We start from the raw sequence: 16168 nt of genomic DNA on the forward strand, positions 1-16168 counted from the left end.
ACCGACTCGCAATGCATCTCAAAGATCTTAAAAAGACAGCGCCCGCAGACCTCGTCACCATGGCCGAAGGTCTGGGCGTTGAGGGCGCATCGACTTTGCGCAAGCAGGATTTGATGTTCGCGATCCTCAAGGCTGAGGCGGAAAATGGCGAGCAGATCATGGGCGAAGGGACGATCGAAGTCCTGCCCGATGGCTTTGGCTTTCTGCGCAGCCCGGAAGCAAATTTCCTGGCCGGTCCAGACGATATTTACGTGTCGCCCAATCAGGTTCGCCGATTCGGCCTGCGCACCGGTGATACGGTAGACGGTGAAATTCGCGCGCCCAAGGATGGTGAGCGCTATTTCGCTCTGGTCAAACTCAACACCGTCAATTTCGATGATCCCGATGTCGTCCGTCATCGTGTCAATTTCGACAATCTGACGCCGCTGTATCCCGAAGAAAAGCTGACGCTCGATCCCTATGATCCGACGCAGAAGGATAAGTCGGCCCGTGTTATCGACATCGTCTCTCCACAGGGTAAGGGCCAGCGGACGCTGATCGTCGCGCCGCCGCGCGTCGGCAAGACGGTGATGCTTCAGAACATTGCCAAGGCGATTACCGACAATCATCCCGAAGTCTTCCTGATCGTGCTGTTGATCGATGAACGCCCGGAAGAAGTCACCGACATGCAGCGTAGCGTGAAGGGCGAAGTCGTGTCCTCGACCTTCGACGAACCTGCGACCCGTCACGTCCAGGTAGCTGAAATGGTGATCGAAAAGGCCAAGCGGCTGGTCGAGCATAAGAAGGATGTCGTCATCCTGCTCGATTCCATCACGCGCCTCGGCCGCGCCTACAACACGGTCGTACCGTCGTCCGGCAAGGTGCTGACCGGCGGCGTCGATGCCAACGCGCTGCAGCGGCCTAAGCGCTTCTTCGGTGCGGCGCGCAATATTGAAGAAGGCGGTTCGCTGTCCATCATCGCCACCGCGCTGATCGACACCGGCAGCCGCATGGACGAAGTGATCTTTGAAGAGTTCAAAGGCACCGGCAACTCCGAAATCGTGCTGGATCGCAAGGTCGCGGACAAGCGCATCTTCCCGGCGCTCGACGTCGGCAAGAGCGGCACCCGCAAGGAAGAGCTGCTGGTCGACAAGGCCAAGCTCAGCAAGATGTGGGTGCTGCGTCGTATCCTGATGCAGATGGGTACGATCGACGCGATGGAATTCCTGCTCGACAAGATGAAGGATTCCAAGACCAACGAAGACTTCTTCGATTCGATGAACCAGTAAGCCGTCAGGGAACGACCGTCATGATCGACCTTTTCGCCACTGCCGCCGTTGCCGCGCAGGATATGGGATCGCCTGCTGATATCTGGGGGCATATCGTCCATGATTTCAGTAATATAACATCGCCTAGCGCGCTGGCCGCCTTTGGGCAGGTGTTGATGATCGACATCCTGTTGGCCGGCGACAATGCTATCGTCGTCGGCGCGCTGGCTGCGGGCCTGCCCGCGGCACAGCGCAAGAAAGTGATCCTGATCGGGATCATCGCCGCGCTGGTCCTACGTATCGGTTTTGCACTGGTCGTGAGCCAGTTGATGCAGATCGTCGGCCTGATCCTGGCGGGCGGTCTGCTCCTGCTGTGGGTCAGCTGGAAAATGTGGCGCGAGTTACATCCTGCTGGAAGCGCGGGATCGCCCGAAGTCGATGGCGATCAGGACAGTGGCGTGCGGTCAGCCAAGAGCTTCGCTGCGGCCGCCTGGGCCGTGGCGGTTGCCGACGTGTCGATGAGCCTCGACAATGTCCTGGCGGTCGCCGGGGCTGCACGCGATCATCCGGGCATCCTGATCATTGGCCTGATCCTGTCCGTTGCCCTGATGGGTATCGCTGCGAACATCATCGCCAAATATATCGAGCGCTTTCGCTGGATCGCCTATATCGGTCTGGCGGTTATCATCTATGTCGCGGTCAAGATGATCTATGAAGGCTTTATCGATCACCAGGTCGGCATATTAACTCTGTTCAACTGAACGACTGGGGAAAAAAAGGGGACGGAATCGAGAGGGGTTCCGTCCTCTTTGTGCTTTAGGGAATTAGGATCGTCGCTCCGGTCGTCTCCCGCGCTTCCAGTGCGCGATGGGCCTGTTCCGCGTCCGATAGGGCAAATCTTTGTCCAATAGCGGATTTCACAATGCCTCGTTGCATGCGGTCGAACAGGCGGTCGGCAGTTCGCGCCAGTTCCTGTGCTGTCACTATATAGTCGGCCAAAGTGGGCCGCGTGACGAAAAGCGATCCATTACGGCTAAGGTCCAGCAGGCTTATCGGCTGCACTGCCCCCGACGCATTGCCATAGCTGATCAACATGCCCCGCCGTTTGAGAGAGGCGAGGGAAGCGGCCCAGCTGTCTTTGCCCACGCCGTCATAAACGACATCAACACCCCGCCCTCCGGTCAGATCACGCAGGCAGGTGGCCAGATCATCGAAGGGCACATGCAAGCTATGGTCGGCATCAACCTTCGCGGCTTTTTCGGCTGATCCGCTGTGGGCAATCACGACCACACCCTTGTCCCGCAACCACGGTATCAGGATGGAGCCGACCCCGCCTGCTGCCGCATGCACCAGGGCAACTTCGCCCGGCGCTAGAGCGACCATGTCCTCGGCAAGATAGCAGGCCGTCATGCCCTTGAGCATCATGGCGGCGGCATCGCTTGTCGATACGCCTTCGGGAACGATCACCACTTTATCGGCAGGTACGATCCGATGCGTCGCATAGGCACCCAGGCCGCTGGCACAGGCGACCTTGTCACCAATGGCTAGCCCCGTGACGCCCGGCCCCACGGCTGCAATATGGCCCGCGCCTTCGGAACCCAAAGCAACGGGCAGAGGCGCTGGATAAAGTCCGCTGCGATAATATGTGTCGATGAAATTGAGGCCAATCGCCTCCTGCACAATGAGCACTTCTCCCTCGCCTGGCAAGCCGGGGTCGAAATCCTCACGCACGATGACGTTCGGCCCTCCATGGGTGTGGGCAACCATTCGCCATGCACGCGTCATCAGGCGAGATGCTCCGCAAAGAAATCGGCCGTGCGCCGGTCAGCCAGCGCGGCAGCTTCATCGTCCCGGCGTGCGCCCATCTCCGCTGCAAAACCGTGATCCTGCCCATCATAATCGAACAGCGTGACATGCCGATTACCGGTTAGTCCGTCGTGCATCGCCTTCTGCGCATCGGGCAGAACAAAATGGTCCGCTGTTGGCACATGCAGCAACACCGGTTTGCCGATGGCATTCTGTTCGTTCAGCAGTCCGTCGATGCCCACACCATAATAGCCGACGAAGGCATCGCCATCAGTGCGGCAAGCGGCCATGAAGGCGAGTCGGCCGCCCAAGCAATAGCCCACGATTCCGATCTTGCCCGATCCGCCCAAAGCGGTTCGTGCCGCCTTGATCGTCGCTTCGATATCGCGGATACCCGCATCCTGGTTGAATTTCTGCATCAACCCGATCGCCGTCTTGAAATCCTCAGGATCGTCAGCATCCAGTTCGACATGAGGTTCCATTCGCCAGAAGAGGTCGGGCGCATAGGCGAGATAGCCGGCCTTGGCCCACTGATCGCATTTGCGTCGAATGCCCTCGTTCACGCCGAAAATTTCCTGGATGACGATGATGGCCGCACCTGGCTCATCCTCTGGCATGGCGACATAGGCGTCGAACCGACCATCGCCGTCCAACGCAGAAATGGGTGCAAATTCGGCCATATCGATATTCTCTTCTCTGCTGATGGGTCATCGCCATATTGGCTATCAACGTGGTCGTGAGCAATGCCTCTGCCGCCAAAGAATTTGCCATATGCACTGCTGTTGCGGCATAACGACATATTGCCGCGCTGGAGTTCACGGACATGAAGGTTAGTGTTGATGTAGATTGCACGCCCGCCGAAGCGCGCGCGTTTCTGGGTCTGCCCGACGTAACGCCTATCCATGACAAATATATCAAGACGATGCTCGACAGTTTTGATGGCGTCGGCAACGTCGAGCAGATGGAAACGATGTTTAAAAGCATGTCTCCAATGGGTGATGCAGGTGTACGCCTGTTTCGGCAAATGATGGACATAGGCATGGCTGGCATATCGACCGGCACTGACGACAAGAAATAGTTTCAATGTTGCCGTCCAGGGGCGAAACGATCTTCGCTCTGTCGAGCGGACAGCCACCAGCGGGGATAGCCGTCATTCGCATTAGCGGATCTGCTGCGTCCCATGCGCTGCTGGTGCTCGCGCGACGTCTTCCCAAGCCACGCATCGCTAGCCTTGCACTTCTGACAGATCCGGCTGATGGCTCCCCGCTGGACCGGGCACTGTTGTTGTGGTTGCCGGGGCCATCGACGGTTACGGGCGACGATATCGCTGAAATTCATTGTCATGGCGGCCGTGCAGTAGTCGCGGCAATAGAGACTGCGCTGGAGGCAATTCCCGGATTGAGGCGCGCCGAAGCGGGAGAATTTACCCGGCGTGCATTTGAAAACGGCCGGATGGACCTCACCGCCGTTGAAGGCCTATCCGATCTGCTGGCTGCACAAACGCAGACACAGCGTCGTGCAGCACTCATGATGGTGGAGGGCCATTTTTCGCAACGTATAGAGGATTGGCGCGAACGCCTGTTGAACCTGTCTGCCATGGCAGAGGCGGCTCTCGACTTTTCGGACGAAGACGACGTCCCCGACGCGACGATCGAACTGCGCATCGGGGAAGGCATTCGGACGCTGGGCGTGGAGATTTCCTGCCTCCTTTCCGTGCCCAACGCAGAACGCCTACATGATGGCGTAAAAGTCGTTCTGGCTGGGCCACCCAATGTTGGAAAATCCACACTGCTTAATGCATTGGTCGGCCGGGATGCTGCCATCGTATCCGATATTGCTGGCACGACGCGCGACCGTATAGACGTACCGGTGGCGATCGCCGGGACGGCATTTCTCTTTACGGATACGGCCGGATTACGCGCCCAAACACATGATGCGATTGAAGCCATCGGCATGGATCGTGCGCATATCGCCATGCAGGCGGCAGACATCATATTATGGTTAGGCGATGCTGCCGACATGCCACGGGCAGATGCTGTGCTGATCGCGCCGCAAAGCGACAGGCAGAAAGGCGTCCTTCGACCTGGGCTATCCTTGTCGGCGCATACCGGTGAAGGAATGGATCGTTTGATTGCGCTCCTGCTGGAACAGGCCAGTTTGCTGCTTCCGGGGGAGGGCGAATTTGCTCTGCACCAGAGGCAAAAGGATCGAATGGCGGAAGCGCAATATCATCTCCATATGGCAGGTGATGCGCGCGATCTTCTGATTGTCGCGGAAGAATTGCGGCTGGCGCGGCGAGCGGTTGATGCCCTGACAGGGCAGGCGGGGACGGAAGACATGCTCGATCGCCTTTTCTCGGGCTTTTGTATCGGCAAGTAATCGATGTTCCACGTGGAACGCTTTTGACGCTCTGCCCCTTCCGATGGTAAGGGCCACTCATGCAAACACACTATGATGTCATTGTGGTGGGCGGTGGCCATGCCGGGTGCGAAGCCGCTGCTGCTGCTGCGCGCAAGGGTGCCGCAGTTGCGCTTCTGACCTTCGAGCGATCGACGGTAGGCGCAATGTCGTGCAATCCGGCAATCGGTGGGTTGGGCAAAGGGCACCTCGTTCGGGAAGTCGATGCTCTTGGCGGATTAATCGGCATGGCTGCAGACGCGGCCGCGATCCATTACCGCATGCTCAATCGCAGTAAGGGAGCGGCGGTGCAGGGTCCGCGCGTGCAGGCCGACCGCAAGCGCTATCGTGCCGCCATTCATCGGATGCTGGGCGCACAAACAGGCTTGGAAATCGTAGAAGGCGAAGCCCACAGCCTGTTGCTCGATGATGGAGGGGTCGTCGGGCTGGCACTTTCTGATGGCCGCACATTGAATGCTACGTCGGTTGTCTTGGCGACCGGCACGTTTCTGGGCGGCAAATTATTTCGCGGTGACGAGCGGCAAACCGGCGGACGGGTCAATGAGAAGGCGGCGACGGCATTAGGCCTTCAACTGCGCGAGATCGGCTTACCACTAGGACGATTGAAGACAGGGACGCCACCACGGGTTGACGGCCGCACAATCGATTGGGCACGTCTGGAGATTCAGCCATCGGATGACGAGTTTTGGACGATGTCGCCATTATCCGATGGACGATGCCTGCCGCAACTCGCATGCGCCATCACGCGCACCAATGCCCAAACGCATCAGATTATCCGCGACGGCTTGGGTCGCTCGCCATTGTTCAGCGGCGCGATTGAGGGGCGTGGTCCTCGTTATTGCCCATCCATTGAGGACAAAGTTATCCGGTTTGGCGACCGCGACGGCCATCAGATTTTTCTTGAACCCGAAGGGCTGGACGACCCGCTCGTCTATCCAAACGGCATCAGCACTTCTTTGCCCAGCGATGTGCAGCTTGCAATGATTCAGTCCATGGCCGGACTGGAACGAGCGGCAATTGCCGTACCTGGCTATGCGGTGGAATATGACCATGTCGATCCGCGCGCCTTACAGCCAACGTTGGAATCGCAGGCGATAGCCGGGCTGTTTTGTGCGGGTCAAATAAATGGCACGACGGGATATGAAGAGGCCGCCGCACAAGGACTGATTGCCGGCGTGAACGCGGCAGCGCGCGCGCGCGCATGCGCACCGATGATCCTCGATCGGGCCAGTAGCTACATCGGGGTGATGATCGACGACCTTGTGTTACAGGGTGTGACTGAACCATATCGCATGCTAACCGCGCGAGCGGAATATCGACTGCGACTGCGGGCGGACAATGCGGAAACGCGTTTGGGGCCGATTGCAGCAGAGCATGGACTGCTATGCGATGAACGGCTGCAAAGAATGTATTTGCGTCAATCGCAACGAGCCGACGCTGAAGTGGCACTTGCCCGGCCGGTAACGGCGACGGAAATGGCACGATCGGGTGCGGCTGTGCGCCAGGATGGGGCGCGACGAAGCCTTTTCGATTGGGCACGCTTCGCTGAGGTCGGATCAGATTTGCTCGCCAGAATGGCTCCAGAACTCGCGCAATTGCCATCCGACTTGAGGCAGGAGATACTGGAGGATGCGCATTATAAACCTTATCTGGATCGGCAAGACGCGGAAGTTTTGGAATTGCGCCGCAACCAGCGCGTTTTCATTCCCGGTGATTTCGATTTTTACACGATCGGGGGGCTATCCACCGAAATGATCGAACGCCTGAATGTCGCTCGACCTGACACGCTTGCGGCGGCCAGCCGCATTCGCGGAATTACACCGGCAGCGCTTGCCGCTATTCTCGTGCATGTTCGACGGATCGCCGCGTGACCGAAGATGAGGCCCGTAATTGGCTGCAGGAAAATTTTACGGTTCCACGTGAAACATGGGCGAAGCTCGAACGCTATGTAGCGATCCTCTTGAACGAGATGGATGAGCAGAATCTCATCGCGGAATCGACGCGTGCTCATATCTGGGCACGCCATATTGTCGATTCCGCGCAACTACTGATTCATTCAAAGGCGGCAGGCCAGGGGGATTGGGTCGACCTTGGTTCGGGCGCTGGACTACCTGGCATAGTGGTGGCCTGCCTTTTGGAGCGACCCGTTCTGATGGTAGAGTCGCGGCGTAAACGCATCGACTTTCTCAATAGGGTTATCGCTGATCTGGGACTTAAGAATGCCACTATCGTGGGCGGACGTGTAGAGACGTTGCCTCCTATGCGCGCGGCAGTGATCAGCGCGCGAGCCTATGCGCCTTTGCCTAAACTACTGTCCTCTGCGCTCCATCTGTCCGATAAAAATAGCATCTGGATACTGCCCAAGGGCAGAAATGCGCAAAATGAACTGGAGGCGGTGCGCCCGTCATGGCAAGCTGTGTTTCACGTGGAACCCAGCGTAACGGATGCGGATAGCGCGATCCTCATCGCACATTCCGTAAAGCCCGTCGCCAAAAGGAAAGGTCGCCCATGATCTGCATCACCATCGCCAATCAAAAAGGTGGAGTGGGCAAGACTACGACTGCGATCAACCTGGCGACAGGCTTGGCCGCCACGGGTCTGCGCGTATTGCTCGTCGATCTTGATCCGCAAGGTAACGCATCGACCGGGCTGGGTGTGGGCCAGGCGGAACGCGCCCAATCCAGCTATGATTTGCTGGTCGGAAACTGCGCGCTCGACGACGCAATCGTGACGACGCGCGTCCCCAAACTGGATCTTGTTCCGGCGACGCAGGATCTGTCTGGCGCAGAAATCGAATTGATTGAATATGAGCAGCGCACCCACCGCTTGGAACGCGTGCTGGCCGAAGCGCAACCGGGCAGGTGGGACATTTGCCTGGTCGATTGCCCGCCGTCACTTGGCCTTTTGACGATCAACGCCATGGTAGCGGCGCAATATTTGCTGGTGCCCTTGCAATGTGAATTCTTCGCGTTGGAAGGCCTGTCGCAATTGCTGCAGACTGTCGAACGGATAAGGGGGCGGTTCAATCCAGGCCTGTCGATTATGGGCGTCGCGCTTACCATGTACGATCGTCGCAACCGGTTGACAGATCAAGTTGCCGATGATGTCCGGGCCTGTCTGGGCGATCTGGTTTTTACCACCGTCATTCCGCGTAATGTCCGCCTGTCCGAAGCACCTAGCCATGGTGTTCCGGCTCTCATCTATGATTTTCGCTGCTCAGGATCGGAAGCCTATATGCGCCTCGCGCGAGAATTGATCGCTCGCCTGCCTCGTCAGGATCTCGCGGCATGAGCGATGAGATGATAGACAAGCCCAAGGTCATCAAGCGCCCACATGGGTTAGGGCGTGGCCTTTCCGCATTGTTAGGTGATGTGTCGCGGGACGAGACGGCAACACCGGTTGCCATGCCAGCAAACGGCAAATCCGTGCAAAGCATCGAAGTCGCGTTGATCCAGCCACATCCCGATCAGCCCCGCCGCCATTTCGATGAAGGCGCGCTACAGGAACTGGCAGAAAGCATCGCGAAGCGCGGGATCATCCAGCCGATCATCGTTCGCCCGAATGGTGGTGGTTTTCAGATCGTCGCCGGCGAACGCCGCTGGCGCGCAGCGCAGCGGGCGCAACTCCATCGCATACCGGCGATCGTTCGCGATTTTGACGAGCAGGAAACGCTGGAAATAGCGCTGATCGAAAATATCCAGCGCGAGGATCTCAATCCGATCGAGGAAGCAGAAGCCTATCGCAAGCTGATCGCCGAATTTCATCATAGCCAGGACGCGCTTGGCCGGATTGTTGGCAAATCCCGCAGCCATGTGGCCAATCTGATGCGCCTGCTGGAATTGCCCGATCCGGTGCAGCGGCAAGTCGTCGAACAAAAGATCAGCATGGGCCATGCTCGCGCTCTGATCGGTGTGCCCGATTGCGAGCGCCTGGCGCAACAGGTTGAAGCCAAGGGGCTGTCTGTTCGCGAAACCGAACAGCTTGTGCGGCGCTTGAAGAGCGGCACAGATACTCCGGCCAAACAGGCTGCTGTCCAGAATCGCGGTGTTGGTAAGGATGCGGACATTGCCGCACTGGAGGAGCATCTGGCGGACATATTGGGGCTGAAAGTCGATATCGATCATCATAGTGGAGCCGATGGCGTCCTCTCTTTGCGCTATTCGACGCTCGACCAACTCGACATGTTGTGCCAGCGTTTGTCGGGCGAGCGGATTTAGCACTACAGGACTATAATGACGCCCGCCGCGCTGGCATTTTGCATGATCCGACCCTAGCTTGGGGCATGACCGACATACAATTCACGGCTGCCGCTGCGCCTTCGATCGTTCGCCTGTCCGACTATCGTGCGCCAGACTGGATGGTCCCGGACATTATACTGAATTTCGACCTCGACTCTGTGCGAACACGGGTGCGCGCATCCTTGTCAGTCGAACGCCATGGCGAACATTCTCGCCCGCTGCGATTGGATGGTGACGGTCTGGTGCCCCTGGAGGTCAGGGTGGATGGCCGTCCGCTTGATAATGATAATTGGCATCTGGAGGCGGGCGCGCTCATTATCGCATTGTCCGGCTCTGCACATCGCGTCGAAACGCTGGTCGAGCTGACGCCCGACAGCAATAGCAAGCTGATGGGATTATATGCCAGCGGTGGCCTGCTTTGCACGCAGTGCGAGGCAGAAGGCTTTCGCCGCATCACCTTCTTCCCCGACCGCCCCGACATTCTTTCGCGCTACACGGTGGATATCATCGCTGATAAATCGCGTTATCCAGTCCTGCTTGCGAATGGCGACCCGGTGGAAAGCGGCGATCTCGACGGCGGTCGGCATTGGGCACGATGGACCGATCCCTTTCCAAAACCCTGCTACCTGTTTGCCCTGGTTGCTGGCGATCTGGCCTGTAACGCGGACAGCTTCGTGACGATGAGCGGGCGAGAAGTCGCATTGGGCATCTGGGTTCGCGAAGCCGATCTCCCACGCACTAGCCATGCCATGCAGGCGTTGAAAGACAGCATGGCATGGGACGAGCGTGTCTATGCCCGCGAATATGATCTGAATGTGTTCAACATCGTTGCGGTTTCGGATTTCAATTTCGGGGCGATGGAGAATAAAGGCCTTAACATATTCAATTCGCGATATATTTTGGCTGATCCAGAGACAGCAACGGACATCGATTATGATGGCATCGAAGCGGTCGTTGCCCATGAATATTTTCACAACTGGTCCGGTAATCGGGTCACCTGCCGCGACTGGTTCCAACTTTCGTTGAAGGAAGGCTTTACCGTATTTCGCGATCAGAATTTCTCGGCCGATATGGGCAGCCATGCCGTCAAGCGGATCGAGGATGTTCGGATATTGCGGGCTGCCCAGTTTCAGGAAGATAGCGGCCCGCTGGCCCATCCGGTGCGCCCGGAATCCTATATGGAAATCAGTAACTTCTATACGGCGACCATCTATAATAAGGGCGCTGAACTTATTCGCATGATGGCGTTGATGCTTGGCGCTAAACGCTTTCGGGCAGGTACGGATCTTTATTTCGCACGTCATGACGGGCAGGCCGCGACCTGCGAGGATTTCGTCCTCGCCATGGAGGAGGGGGGAGGCGCGGACTTTACCCAGTTCCGCCGCTGGTATGAGCAGGCGGGCACCCCGCATGTCCGTGCGTTGCTTAAGCATGATCCGCATACTCAGACAGCTGAGCTGTCGCTGGAACAGCATCTCGCGCCGACGCCCGGTCAACCCGATAAGTTACCGATGGCGATCCCGCTTCGCATCGCTTTGTTTGATCCGTCGGACGGCACACATGGCGGAGATACGCTTTTGATGCTGACGCGGGAACGGCAAATTTTCACCTTTACCGGTTTTGCGACCGCTCCGATCCTGTCGATCAATCGCGGTTTTTCCGCGCCGGTCGTCGTCGAAACGGATCGCAGCCAGCAAGACCTGGCGTTCCTGTCCGCCCATGACGACGACCCTTTCGCCCGGTACGAGGCCATGCAACAGCTTATGGTCAATATTTTGATCGGGCGGATCAGCGGCCAACCCGTAGATGAAACGACTGTCATCACCGCGATTCGCAGCATGATCGCGGATAGAACGCTGGACTCGGCTTTCGTCGCGGAAGCGGTACGTCTGCCTAGCGAGGCTTATCTGGGCGATCAGATGGCCCAGATCGATCCCAATGCCATCCACGCCGCACGCGAAGCCCTGCAACAGCGGATTGGTGCAGAACTGGAAATGTTATGGCGGGATGTCCATGCCCGTACGAAGGCAGACCGGTTTACACTATCGCCCTCCGCCAAAGGCGCCCGTCGTTTGCGCAGCATGGCACTGCAATATCTGGTGGCTTCAGCTGCTGACGATGGTCCAGCCATCGCCTTTGCCCAATTCCATGATGCGGATAATATGACCGAACGGCAGGCGGCGTTGGCCGTCCTTGCCAACGGGACATCGCCCGAACGCGAAGCGGCGCTGGATATTTTCTACAACCGCTATGGCGGGGATGCACTGACGCTGGACAAATGGTTTCAGACGCAGGCGTTCGCCCTGCATCCTGACACCATCGATCTCGTCAGGGAACTGGGGCAGCACAAGGACTTTACCCTGGCCAATCCCAATCGTGTGCGCGCATTGTACGGCGCTTTTGCCGGCAACCAGTGGGCGTTTCACCATCGGTCCGGCGCGGGCTATCAATTGATCGCCGATTGCATCATCGCGCTGGATCCGTTGAATCCGCAGACCGCCGCGCGGCTCGTGCCCCCGCTCGGTCGGTGGAAGCGATTCGACTATGCGCGGGCAACGATGATGCGCGCGGAATTGCAACGCATCCTTGCCCGGCCCGGCCTGTCGAAGGATGTTACCGAACAGGCCAGCAAAAGCCTGAACGGATAAATTTTTGAATCACAGTGCCGCAGCATCGCTGCGGCACTGTTCAGGGATCAGCTACCGTTGGGACCGCCGCCTGGGCCACTGCCAGCACCGCTTCCGCCCATACCGCCTGCGCCGACCGCGCCGATATTGCCAAAGATTTCGTTGAACAAGCTGCGGTTGCGGCCCAAAGTCGGCGTCTTGTCGCCCATCGGCGATATATGAGCGACCTGCTCCAGCCCCATGCGATCTACCGCAACGACGTTGCCCGTCGGATCAAATCTGACCCGCAGCACTGTCTGATCGACGGGCTTGGGATTGGAAAACGCCAGCGAACGCATGTCGCGCGACACATAATACCAGTCCTGCTCGCCAAATTGCGAAGCGAAGCTGGGGCGTCCCAGCGTGCCTTCCACTGACGCGCGATTGTCGAGGCCCGGCTGAACCGAATCGACCAGTAGCTTATCAACCTGATAGCCCTGATGCGTCCTGATCCGGGTGCAACCCGATGCCCCCAGCACCAAAGCGCTGAGGCCAACAGCGAGCAGGATATGCCCACGACGGGATTGACGGCTGAACTGACGCATGGACTTCTCCTGCGGGGGCGAACCCGCGAACCCAACAAAGAATGACACCGCCATTGCATTGGCAGGCACGGCGATCAATATGGAAATGCTCGCTCCCCGGCAAGGGGCGCCATATGGGACGGCACGCCGTCCGACAGTTCGTCACGAAAAGTTATCCGATCATGTCCACCGCTTCTCCATCCTTCCTCCAGCGCCTGTTCGGCCGTGCTGATCCGCGGGACAATCTAAGACCGCTTTATGCCGCCGTGATCGCGCAAGGTCGTCAGCCGCACTGGTATGTCGAAGGGGCAGTCCCGGATACGCTAGATGGCCGATTCGACATGATCGTCGCAATATTGGCCCAGATATTGATGCGATTGGAACAGCAGGGCGGCGCGCAGGATAGCGTATGGCTGACCGAATTGTTCGTCGATGATATGGACGGGCAATTGCGGCAGGAAGGGATTGGCGATGTCGTCGTAGGCAAGCATATCGGTAAGATGATGAGCGCGCTGGGCGGGCGTATCAGCGCCTATCGCGCCGCACTGACCGGGGACTCCAGTCTGGACGAAGCACTGCGCCGCAATCTGTATCGGGGTACTCCCGTTTCCGATTCTGCGGTAGCGCATGTCGAAGCCGCGCTACGTGCCCGCTGGGTTCGTCTGGGATGCCTGACCCGAGATGCCCTGCTGAAAGGAGATTTGGGATGAACACCGTGCCTGCACCCGAATTCTCCCGCCCGCTGCGCATCGATCAGATCGGGCGCTTGAGCGGCAGTACCACGATCGTCGCCGACGCCGCCGAGCGCGAAGCCTTGATGCGCCGCTTTGGCCTGATTGAGCTTGATCTGCTGGAAGCGGACTATGGAATTGGCGATGAAAACGGCTCGATCGTCGCGCGCGGTCGCGTCCGTGCACGGCTGTCGCAAACGTGCGTAGCAACCGGGCTTCCAGTGCCTGAAAATATGGACGCGGACTTCGTTTTGCGATTCGTGGTCGAAAGCGACGACTTATCGGATGCCGACGAACTGGAACTGGACGCACAGGATTGCGATACCATCGGTTATGACGGTCAGGTCATCGATATGGGCGAAGCAGTGGCAGAAACCATGGCTCTCACTATGGAAATATATCCGCGCGCTCCACAAGCGGACGCCGTCCTGGAAGAGGCCGGCGTGCTGAGCGAAGAACAAGCCAGCCCCTTTGCCGTGTTGCAGGCTTTAAAAAACAAGGAATAGTGGACTGGTCGTTCTGGCTGTTTCCCTTTCGTTCCTGTGCTGGCATAAGGGCGCGTCATGGACGCTCCCTCTCCGCGCAAGATCATTCATATCGACATGGACGCCTTTTATGCGTCAGTCGAACAGCGCGATAACCCTGCCTTGCGGGGAAAGCCGATTGCGGTAGGGGGCGGTGGCCCGCGCGGCGTCGTGGCGACTGCCAGTTATGAGGCGCGCAAGTTCGGCGTGAAATCGGCCATGCCGGGCAGCCGTGCCCGTCGGCTATGTCCTGCGCTCATTTTCGTGCCGCCTCGTTTCGATATCTATCGCGCCGTGTCCGGGCAGATCAGGGCGATCTTCGCGCAATACACCGACATCATTCAGCCGCTGTCGTTGGATGAGGCCTATCTCGACGTCACCATCAACAAACCTGGCATCGCATCGGCGACGGAGGTGGCGCAGGATATCCGGCGCATGATTCAGGCTGAGACCGGCCTTACGGCTTCAGCCGGCGTGTCTTATAATAAGCTGATTGCCAAGCTCGCGTCGGATCAGAACAAGCCGGATGGTGTCTGTGTCGTGCGACCGGGGGAGGGGGCGGCCTTCATCGCGGCGATGCCCGTCCGCCGCATCCACGGTGTCGGACCGGTGACTGCCCGTAAGATGCATGATCTGGGGATCGAAACGGGGGCGGATCTGCGTGCATGCGACATGGCCTATCTGCACGCTCATTTCGGTAGTGCGGCGGACTATTATTACCACGCGTCCCGCGGCGAAGATAATCGGCCAGTGCGGGAAAGGGAACGGCGCAAATCAGTCAGTGTAGAAGATACGTTTTTCGACGATCTGCGGGATGAGGCGGCGTTGATAGACGAGATTGACCGGATCGCCGCCAGTCTTTGGACGCGCATCGAAAAAGCGCAGGCATGGGGACGCACAGTCGTGCTCAAGGTGAAATTCGCCGATTTTCGCATCATCACACGGTCAAAAAGTTTCACCGGTCCTGTTCGCGCCCCGGATCTTCTGGCGCAAGCTGCTAGAGACTTGCTGCGTGCGCAACTCCCGCTGCCGATGGGCGCACGGCTGTTGGGTTTGGGGGTCCACAATCTGGAAACAGATGAAGTGGAAGGGCAGGGCGAACAACTCGCCCTGCTGTGAAGGATCAGAATGGCAGCCAGTTACGTTTTTCGGTGAATTTCATATAACCCGCATTCACGCCCAGCCGATACCCCACGCCCAGTCGGATGGGGATGAGCACGATATTGCCCCAACGCAGATAGCTCGCGGTAAAACCTCCGACAAGATAGGCCGTGCCCTCCGCCGCTGGGAAGCGATGGTAGAGATCCTGAGTATCGTATAGATTATAGACCAGCACGAATGTGTTGGCAGCGTTACCGCCAAAATCGAAGCCGATCGATGGGCCGGTCCAATAGACTTCACGCTTGCCTTCGATCTTGTGGGTCAGAGTGCCCGATCCATAGCGAAGCCCTACGACGAAGGCGCCAGACGCTTCCCGCCCGGCAATATAGGCGTTGGGGCGGCCCTGATCCTTCAATACTTTCTCGATAATGCCAGCTAAGCCTTCCGCGCCCTTGCCAAACACACCTTCGGCCGCACCGATCAAATCGTCTTGCTGGTAGGAATCTCCGGGCGCGATGGCTGCGGGGGGCGACTGGCTGGTGACGGGCGCACCGGTCGCCGTCGTGGCCACCGGGCTTGTGTTCTCAACTGGCCTGTTGCCGGGAATATTGCTGTCGGTCCGCACACCTGCATCGACGCCGGGGGCGGTCGGCATATCGGGTTTGGGGGGGGCGGGGGCCAGGTCGGCGTCGATCGCGGTATTCGGATCGACCGTGCGCACCTGCGCCTGTGCGAGTGGGGTCATCGACAAGCTGACCAGCGCAGCAAGCAGGGCAACTGCCTGCGCGAACCGGATGCCAGTCCACGTGCTTTTGCCGTTCATCCGCTTTGCTCCCCGAAAATAAATATCTCTGCGTCGATATCGATTATCGCTTTTCAAGCTGAAAGGCCAATGAACGAACGTCAATATGAG

Annotated in this window: 16 protein-coding genes; 12 read left to right on the top strand and 4 right to left on the bottom strand. The window is 58.4% G+C overall.

Translation table 11 applies throughout. The annotated features are described in order from the left end of the window. The first annotated feature begins 11 nt into the window (after window positions 1–11). Together rho and WA070_RS17040 are read left to right on the top strand one after the other, a co-directional pair. Window positions 12–1268, top strand: a complete 1257-nt coding sequence (gene rho / locus WA070_RS17035) for a transcription termination factor Rho (protein WP_422635097.1) — start codon at window positions 12–14, stop codon at window positions 1266–1268. Window positions 1269–1288: 20 nt separating this feature from the next. Next, window positions 1289–2008: a YjbE family putative metal transport protein gene (locus tag WA070_RS17040; protein ID WP_422635098.1), complete on the top strand. Its 720-nt coding sequence runs from the start codon at window positions 1289–1291 to the stop codon at window positions 2006–2008. 55 nt (window positions 2009–2063) lie between these two features. Here WA070_RS17040 and WA070_RS17045 read toward each other — a convergent pair whose 3' ends face one another. Continuing rightward, window positions 2064–3032: a quinone oxidoreductase family protein gene (locus tag WA070_RS17045; protein ID WP_422635099.1), complete on the bottom strand. Its 969-nt coding sequence runs from the start codon at window positions 3030–3032 to the stop codon at window positions 2064–2066. Next, window positions 3032–3733, bottom strand: a complete 702-nt coding sequence (locus tag WA070_RS17050; RefSeq protein WP_422635100.1) for a dienelactone hydrolase family protein — start codon at window positions 3731–3733, stop codon at window positions 3032–3034. The genes WA070_RS17045 and WA070_RS17050 overlap by 1 nt, the downstream gene beginning before the upstream one ends. 143 nt (window positions 3734–3876) lie before the next feature. Between WA070_RS17050 and WA070_RS17055 the strand changes: the two genes are divergently transcribed. The 7 genes from WA070_RS17055 to pepN all read left to right on the top strand — a co-directional run bounded on the left by WA070_RS17055 (window position 3877) and on the right by pepN (window position 12357). Next, window positions 3877–4131, top strand: coding sequence for a DUF6489 family protein (locus WA070_RS17055; protein ID WP_422635101.1), 255 nt, complete (start codon window positions 3877–3879; stop codon window positions 4129–4131). 5 nt (window positions 4132–4136) lie between these two features. Further along, window positions 4137–5432, top strand: coding sequence for a tRNA uridine-5-carboxymethylaminomethyl(34) synthesis GTPase MnmE (gene mnmE / locus WA070_RS17060; RefSeq protein WP_422635102.1), 1296 nt, complete (start codon window positions 4137–4139; stop codon window positions 5430–5432). A 59-nt stretch (window positions 5433–5491) separates the two neighbouring features. After that, window positions 5492–7342 carry a tRNA uridine-5-carboxymethylaminomethyl(34) synthesis enzyme MnmG gene (gene mnmG / locus WA070_RS17065; protein WP_422635103.1) on the top strand — a complete coding sequence of 617 codons (1851 nt, stop codon included), beginning with the start codon at window positions 5492–5494 and terminating at the stop codon, window positions 7340–7342. Beyond that, window positions 7339–7983, top strand: coding sequence for a 16S rRNA (guanine(527)-N(7))-methyltransferase RsmG (gene rsmG / locus WA070_RS17070; protein WP_422635104.1), 645 nt, complete (start codon window positions 7339–7341; stop codon window positions 7981–7983). Before mnmG ends, rsmG begins: the two co-directional genes overlap by 4 nt. Beyond that, window positions 7980–8762 (top strand): ParA family protein, encoded by a 783-nt coding sequence (locus WA070_RS17075; RefSeq protein WP_422635105.1) that lies wholly within the window; start codon window positions 7980–7982, stop codon window positions 8760–8762. Before rsmG ends, WA070_RS17075 begins: the two co-directional genes overlap by 4 nt. Further along, window positions 8759–9688 (top strand): ParB/RepB/Spo0J family partition protein, encoded by a 930-nt coding sequence (locus WA070_RS17080; RefSeq protein ID WP_422635106.1) that lies wholly within the window; start codon window positions 8759–8761, stop codon window positions 9686–9688. Before WA070_RS17075 ends, WA070_RS17080 begins: the two co-directional genes overlap by 4 nt. A gap of 65 nt (window positions 9689–9753) precedes the next feature. Beyond that, complete coding sequence (pepN, locus tag WA070_RS17085) at window positions 9754–12357, top strand: aminopeptidase N (RefSeq protein ID WP_422635107.1); 2604 nt, start codon at window positions 9754–9756, stop codon at window positions 12355–12357. Window positions 12358–12404: 47 nt separating this feature from the next. On the opposite strand, the gene WA070_RS17090 is transcribed toward pepN, so the two are convergent. Then, window positions 12405–12920 carry an outer membrane protein assembly factor BamE gene (locus WA070_RS17090; protein ID WP_422635108.1) on the bottom strand — a complete coding sequence of 172 codons (516 nt, stop codon included), beginning with the start codon at window positions 12918–12920 and terminating at the stop codon, window positions 12405–12407. A 161-nt stretch (window positions 12921–13081) separates the two neighbouring features. On the opposite strand from WA070_RS17090, the gene WA070_RS17095 reads away from it, so the two are divergent. Genes WA070_RS17095 through dinB form a run of 3 tightly spaced genes read left to right on the top strand, consistent with a single transcriptional unit; the run spans window position 13082 to window position 15273 of the window. Further along, window positions 13082–13609, top strand: a complete 528-nt coding sequence (locus WA070_RS17095) for a ubiquinol-cytochrome C chaperone family protein (protein WP_422635140.1) — start codon at window positions 13082–13084, stop codon at window positions 13607–13609. Beyond that, window positions 13606–14136 carry a YceD family protein gene (locus WA070_RS17100; protein ID WP_422635109.1) on the top strand — a complete coding sequence of 177 codons (531 nt, stop codon included), beginning with the start codon at window positions 13606–13608 and terminating at the stop codon, window positions 14134–14136. Before WA070_RS17095 ends, WA070_RS17100 begins: the two co-directional genes overlap by 4 nt. A gap of 57 nt (window positions 14137–14193) precedes the next feature. Continuing rightward, window positions 14194–15273: a DNA polymerase IV gene (dinB, locus tag WA070_RS17105; RefSeq protein WP_422635110.1), complete on the top strand. Its 1080-nt coding sequence runs from the start codon at window positions 14194–14196 to the stop codon at window positions 15271–15273. A 4-nt stretch (window positions 15274–15277) separates the two neighbouring features. Here the strand turns inward: dinB and WA070_RS17110 are convergent, their stop codons facing one another. Further along, window positions 15278–16078 (bottom strand): DUF1134 domain-containing protein, encoded by an 801-nt coding sequence (locus WA070_RS17110; protein WP_422635111.1) that lies wholly within the window; start codon window positions 16076–16078, stop codon window positions 15278–15280. Between the last annotated feature and the right edge of the window lie 90 nt (window positions 16079–16168).

The sequence above is a fragment of the Sphingobium sp. genome, from assembly GCF_049304695.1.
GTDB lineage: Bacteria > Pseudomonadota > Alphaproteobacteria > Sphingomonadales > Sphingomonadaceae > Sphingobium.